Raw genomic sequence first — 4381 nt, 5'->3', positions numbered from 1 at the left:
TACCTAACCTCCCTGACAGATGTTAATATGATTGCTGATGCCATTTGTAACCATTGGTCTATTGAAAACAGTCAGCATTGGGTGTTAGATGTTATCTTTAGTGAAGATGACCAAAAAAGTCTTGAACGTCATGAAAAAGCAAATAAAGCATTACTGACTCGTACCGCATTAAACTTAATTCGAGCCAATGGGGATGCTAAACTCTCTGTGAAACGCAGTAAAATGAGAGCTTCACAGGATAAGTCTTATCTTGAACAGTTGTTGTTTGGTAAGGGGTGGTGCGATTGTTCTGAGGATTTTCACAAAATGCGATGGAAATTTGACAATTTCAATCAATTTTTGCATGAAAAATGGCTATCTGACCGCTTAATTTAAAAAGTTAAGTAAAAATCTTAAAATTTACCCAGTTAAGTGGTTGGATTGTTTTTCATAATAAAAACTTGTCTGATGGAAAACCCACAGCCTTTATTTTTTCCTTGAAAAACGTGCGATTCCCCTGCTTTTTTAAACAGGCATTTTTCATTGCAAATACCAAAGGCAGACATGCCCTAAAATGTTGTATCAAAAATGGCTTGGGTGTAAAATAGGCGTTTGTATTATCATCAAGGAAAAATTATGACCGACTTTCACAAAACCCCGTCCGATGTCCGCCACGCCCGAGTGCTTGCTGTGCGTGCGATACTTGCCGAGCGTGGATTGTCCGCCCTTATCATACCGTCTGCTGACCCGCACATGTCCGAGTATTTGCCTGTGTATTGGCAAGGTCGGGCGTGGTTGTCGGGCTTTACAGGGTCGGTTGGTACGTTGGTCATCACGCATGATTTTGCAGGGGTGTGGACGGACAGCCGTTATTGGGTGCAAGCCCCCATTGAGCTTGACGGCACAGGCATTGAGCTACAAAAAATGGAGCATTCTTGCCCCACTTATGCCCAGTTTTTGGCGGACAACCTACCCCAAGGGGCAAAAGTGGCGATAGACGGGGCGGTGTTGTCTATGGCGGAGTTTGATGGTCTAAGCCAAGCCTTTGCCGAGCGTGGCATGGAGCTTGTGATTGACACCGACATTTTGGGGCAGATTTGGCAAGACCGCCCAAGCCTACCCAACGCCCTGATTTATGTGCATGATGAGACGTTTGTGGATACGAGTGCCAAACAAAAACTTATCCAAGTGCGTGAGATTATGACCCAAAGGGGAGCGACTCATCATCTTGTTAGTGGTCTTGATGACATTGCGTGGCTCACCAACTTGCGTGGGGCGGACGTGAATTTTAACCCCGTGTTTTTGTCGCACCTACTTATCACGCCAGACACAGTGACTTTATTTGTCCATGATGACAAACTCACCGACACCGCCAAATCCGCCCTAAGCGTGGCGGGCATTGATGTGGCTCATTATGACAGCGTGGCGGAGCGTTTGGGCGATGTAGAGAGTCTACTGTTTGACCCTGCCAAAGTGGCGGTCGGTACGCTCACCCATTTGCCAAAAACTGCCAAACTCATCAAAGCGGTCAATCCTACCACCGTGTTAAAAGCCATAAAATCGGACAATGACATCAACCATATCCGTGAAGCCATGCGTCAAGACGGCGTGGCGTTGTGCGAGTTTTTTGCCGAGCTAGAAGACAAGCTTGCCCAAGGCGAGCGTGTGTCCGAGCTTGATATTGATGAGATGTTGGAGTGTGCCAGAAGTCGCCAGCCGAACCACATTTCGGCAAGTTTTGATACGATTGCAGGATTTTGTGGCAATGGGGCGATTGTGCATTATCGGGCGACAGACGAGCGATTTTCGTATTTGGACGGGGATGGTTTGCTACTGATTGACTCAGGGGCTCAGTATAAAAACGGCACGACTGATATTACTCGTATGGCAGGCGTGGGGCAAATTAGCGATGACGAAAAGCGTGATGTTACCTATGTGTTAAAGGCTCATATCGCCCTAGCAACTGCCCATTTCCCCAAAGACATACCGTCCATGCAACTAGATGTATTGGCTCGTAACCAACTGTGGCAACAGGGGCTAGACTATGGGCATGGGACAGGGCATGGCGTGGGCTATTTTCTAAACGTCCATGAGGGTCCGCAGGTCATCTCACGCACCGCCCCTGTTACGCCTGAACGTATCATGAGTGAAGGCATGATAACCAGTAACGAGCCGGGGCTGTACCGTGAAGGCAAATGGGGCATACGCCTTGAAAATCTGGTCGTGGCGGTCAAGGCACACCAGAGTGAGTTTGGCGAGTTTTTAAAATTTGAAGATTTGACCTTATGCCCATTTGACACCCGTCTGATATTGCCACATCTTTTGACAAAGCAAGAAAAACGTTGGCTCAACGACTATCACAAACGTGTTCATGATGAGCTTATCGGACGTGTGGACGGGCAGGCAAAAGCGTGGCTTGTTGAGCGAACGCAGGCGGTGTGAGCTTTTTATCTATTAAATACCAATTTTAAACAACCCACAAGGAAAATCCTATGTTAAACCAAAACGCCCTAAACCATAACCTATCTGTCGTCCAAGACCTTGCCCCGAGCGAGCTGTGGCGGTGGTTTGCCCAGATTTGTAGCATTCCCCACCCGTCTTATCACGAAGAAGCGATAGCAAGCCACATCGTCTCATGGGCAAGTTCTCACAGGCTTACCGTGTGGCGTGATGAGATTGGTAATGTCATCATCAAAAAACCTGCCACAGTCGGCATGGAAAACCGCACGCCCATTGCCCTGCAAGCCCATTTGGACATGGTACCCCAAGCCAACGCCAGTACGAGCCACGACTTTACCAAAGACCCCATCATCATGCGATTTAGCGATGATAAGGCATGGATAAAGGCGACTGACACCACGCTCGGGGCGGATAACGGCATTGGCATGGCGAGCTGTTTGGCGGTGCTAAGCGATGAGACGGTGGCTCACCCTGACATCGAAGTGCTACTCACCATGACCGAAGAGACGGGCATGGTGGGGGCGATAGGCCTGCAGGCGGGGACGCTGACCGCCCCAATCATGGTCAATACCGACACCGAAGAGATAGGCGAGATTTATGTGGGCTGTGCAGGGGGTGTGGACGCTGATTTGGCGTTGCCTGTGCGTTATGTGGAAAATAGCTATGACAGTGCGATAAGTTTGACTGTCAAGGGCTTAAAGGGTGGGCATTCGGGCGTGGACATTCACAAAAACCGAGCAAATGCCATTAAACTGTTGGGGCGAGTGTTGGCGACTTTATCGCAGACGTGCGATTTTAAAATCGCTGACATCAAAGGCGGTTCGCTAAGAAATGCCATTGCCCGAGAAAGTGTGGCAAACCTTGTGATGAATGGGGCGGGCAAAGAGCAGTTTTTGGGAAATTTATCTAATATTATCAAAGACATAGAGAGCGAAATCGGTACGGCAGAACCCAAACTTTCTATCACGATAGAAGACACCGAGCGACCCGATACCGTCATAGAAAACAGCCAAAGCGTGATAAATCTCATCAATGTACTGCCGTCTGGCGTGGTGCGATACAGTGACAACATCGCTGACGTGGTGGAGACTTCGCTATCGTTTGGGGTGCTTGGTGTGGCAAATGGCGAGCTGGTGGCGACCTTGCTTGTCCGCTCCTTGACCCAAGTTGGCAAACAAGGCGTGATAAGCACCTTGCAAAGCGTGGCGGATTTGGTGGGGGCAAAAGCGGTGTTTGACGGCGACTATGTGGGGTGGAACTATGACCCAAACTCTGCCATTACGCCCATAACTGCCCGTTTGTATGCTGACATTTTGGGGTATGAACCCAAAATCAAGGTCATTCATGCAGGGCTAGAATGCGGACTGATTAAGAAAAATTATCCCAACATGGACATCGTCTCTGTGGGACCCACGATTATCAATGCCCATTCGCCTGATGAAGCGGTGGACGTGGCGAGCGTGGCGGTGTATTGGCAACTTTTGACGGATATTTTAAAAAATTCACCTGTGAAGTCGTGAAAAAAGCGGTTGAGTCAAAAAACCGTCCGCAATGGAATGAACCGACCCCAAATCTTAGACATAAGATAAAAGGCTAAGTTGTATCAAGGCTTGATTAACCCTGATTGGACGAAGTTTCTGTATTTCACAGGACTTAGTCCTTTTAGTTTTCTGGTATTGTTAAAAACAAATACATAAGTTAAAATAGCTCAATACTTTACCATAGAGTAAAAACCAATGAACGAAACATTTGATAGTTGTCCTAAATGTAAGCACAAACACTTTGTCAAAGCAGGTTTTAACAATGGCAGACAACGCTATAAGTGCAAAGGTTGCAATCATTACTTTTCAGTACATAAACCAACGCATCATAAAAGCGAAGAAACCAAGCAAATGGCAATCAATATGTATCTAGAAGGTTTGGGCTTTCGTTCAATTGGTCG

Annotated in this window: 5 protein-coding genes; 4 read left to right on the top strand and 1 reads right to left on the bottom strand. The window is 47.5% G+C overall.

From position 1 onward, the window contains the following. From K941_RS0112085 to K941_RS0112075, 3 genes are all read left to right on the top strand, one after another. Nucleotides 1-375 (top strand): hypothetical protein (locus K941_RS0112085; protein WP_029103801.1); only part of this gene is annotated, 375 nt, incomplete at its 5' end. A gap of 240 nt (nucleotides 376-615) precedes the next feature. Continuing rightward, on the top strand, nucleotides 616-2421 hold the full coding sequence (locus K941_RS0112080; RefSeq protein ID WP_051226064.1) for an aminopeptidase P family protein: 1806 nt from the start codon (nucleotides 616-618) through the stop codon (nucleotides 2419-2421). 50 nt (nucleotides 2422-2471) lie between these two features. Next, on the top strand, nucleotides 2472-3959 hold the full coding sequence (locus K941_RS0112075) for an aminoacyl-histidine dipeptidase (protein WP_029103799.1): 1488 nt from the start codon (nucleotides 2472-2474) through the stop codon (nucleotides 3957-3959). Nucleotides 3960-4042: 83 nt separating this feature from the next. On the opposite strand, the gene K941_RS18135 is transcribed toward K941_RS0112075, so the two are convergent. Further along, complete coding sequence (locus K941_RS18135) at nucleotides 4043-4144, bottom strand: IS3 family transposase (protein WP_084137766.1); 102 nt, start codon at nucleotides 4142-4144, stop codon at nucleotides 4043-4045. 31 nt (nucleotides 4145-4175) lie between these two features. On the opposite strand from K941_RS18135, the gene K941_RS17620 reads away from it, so the two are divergent. Further along, the coding region (locus K941_RS17620) for an IS1/IS1595 family N-terminal zinc-binding domain-containing protein (RefSeq protein WP_029102438.1) at nucleotides 4176-4381 on the top strand (206 nt) is incomplete at its 3' end.

The organism is Moraxella caprae DSM 19149, assembly GCF_000426885.1.
Taxonomy (GTDB): domain Bacteria; phylum Pseudomonadota; class Gammaproteobacteria; order Pseudomonadales; family Moraxellaceae; genus Moraxella; species Moraxella caprae.
The sequence above is the reverse complement of the archived record's forward strand: the minus strand, read 5'-3'. Positions and strand labels throughout refer to the sequence as shown.